The sequence below is a fragment of the Escherichia sp. E2586 genome, from assembly GCF_005781105.1.
Taxonomy (GTDB): Bacteria; Pseudomonadota; Gammaproteobacteria; order Enterobacterales; family Enterobacteriaceae; genus Escherichia.
On sequence record NZ_VATN01000052.1, the window covers coordinates 1 to 1,229 of the forward strand.

3 protein-coding genes and 2 pseudogenes are annotated in these 1,229 nt (G+C 52.4%); 1 reads left to right on the plus strand and 4 read right to left on the minus strand.

Translation table 11 applies throughout. From position 1 onward, the window contains the following. Positions 1 to 317 (plus strand): annotated as a pseudogene (locus tag FEK50_RS24355) (pilus protein); the annotation flags it as partial. Here the strand turns inward: FEK50_RS24355 and FEK50_RS24770 are convergent. The 4 genes and pseudogenes from FEK50_RS24770 to FEK50_RS24660 form a co-directional block, all read right to left on the minus strand. Then, entirely contained in the window at positions 256 to 381 is a 126-nt protein-coding gene (locus FEK50_RS24770) for a hypothetical protein (protein WP_274537122.1), read from the minus strand. The pseudogene FEK50_RS24355 and the gene FEK50_RS24770 overlap by 62 nt on opposite strands. A gap of 43 nt (positions 382 to 424) precedes the next feature. Next, positions 425 to 667, minus strand: a complete 243-nt coding sequence (locus tag FEK50_RS23930; RefSeq protein WP_089588010.1) for a hypothetical protein — start codon at positions 665 to 667, stop codon at positions 425 to 427. A gap of 158 nt (positions 668 to 825) precedes the next feature. Beyond that, positions 826 to 1,122: a hypothetical protein gene (locus FEK50_RS23935; RefSeq protein ID WP_131162666.1), complete on the minus strand. Its 297-nt coding sequence runs from the start codon at positions 1,120 to 1,122 to the stop codon at positions 826 to 828. Positions 1,123 to 1,145: 23 nt separating this feature from the next. After that, positions 1,146 to 1,229 (minus strand): annotated as a pseudogene (locus FEK50_RS24660) (single-stranded DNA-binding protein); the annotation flags it as partial.

Consider the following 1,229-nt stretch of genomic DNA (forward strand, 5'->3'; position numbering starts at 1 on the left):
GCGACAGAGGCGGCGCGACCGGAACGGTCGCTGCAAGCCAGGGTTTCGCGTCAGGGATGGAAGCCCGCCAGGGCGGAGACAGCTTCGCTGGCTCCGTTCACGACAGCCCGCCCCGTCAGGGGGACGCCCGGGAAAGACACAGGCAGGAGAACAACAAAACTGACAGGAATGAGAGCAGCAGGAAAAAGAAGAGCAGTAGCAGTAGCAGTAGCAGTAGCAGTAGCAGAAACAAAAACATCCTAAGAAACAGGAGAATCACAGGGATGAAAAGACAGAAGCACACATCAGAATATCCGCGTAATGGAAGGGGCGGCGCGTCAGCGCGGCCTCTTCCAGCGCCACCGGCGCGCGTTTTTTTTCCCGGCGCGGGCAGACAGGCATTTATCCTCCCGCCTGCCCGGCGTCTTCTACTGGCGTGATTTGTTCAGACCTCTGTCGAGCCGATCCATATACCATTCAGATAAGCATCAAATGCATCGTTCCCCTCCTGCACTTCCTGCGGCTGAACAAGGTTCAGGTTTTCGTGTGTCCAGCCGGCTTCAGGTGCAGACACTTTCAGCAGAAGATGCCCATCAGAATCACGAATCTCCAGATCAGCAAACGTGTTCCCGGTCAGGATATCTGGTTCACCGGGTCGTTGATCTGTAACATATGTGATATATCCCATCCTTTCTCTCCACATTAAATATTTCAGCACTATCCGGGACGACGGTGCGGCCCGATTTTCGGTACTCCAGAGCCAGTTCAGCCATCAGAGCATCTTTCGCTTAATTTCCTGCCCCCTGATTACCATTAACAAATCACCAACAATCAGGGGGATAATCATCACACAGGACTGCTCATGGACTGACCGGCCTGTTGGCTGAAAAGCATCATCAGTGCACTCAAATCACTGGCTTTTTTTCTGATAACTGGCGTGTGATTTTCCAGGCTATCCAACAGCGCCCCCAGTTCATCATTGATTTGCCCTAACTGTTTCATCAGCGTTTCCGCATCCTGGCTGCTCTGATATGCAAGATTTGCCTGAACAGCACGACTCTGCATGATCCCGATCTGTGCGATTGCGTCTTTCTGCTGATCGCCTGTTGGCTGATAAGTGGTGTTAAAAGAAAATGCGCTCATAATTCCTCCTGTATCTGATGTTTTCAGCCCCCATCATCTGTTGAGTTTCGGGAGCCGCGGTTTTGACGTTTTGCGGGGACCTGCCTTTTGTTCCCTCCGGTATTAAC

Bases quoted from the DNA above. Each gene is read 5' to 3' on its own strand.
- FEK50_RS24770 (WP_274537122.1), bottom strand. From the start codon at position 381: ATGCCTGTCTGCCCGCGCCGGGAAAAAAAACGCGCGCCGGTGGCGCTG.
- FEK50_RS23935 (WP_131162666.1), bottom strand. From the start codon at position 1,122: ATGAGCGCATTTTCTTTTAACACCACTTATCAGCCAACAGGCGATCAG.
- FEK50_RS23930 (WP_089588010.1), bottom strand. From the start codon at position 667: ATGGGATATATCACATATGTTACAGATCAACGACCCGGTGAACCAGAT.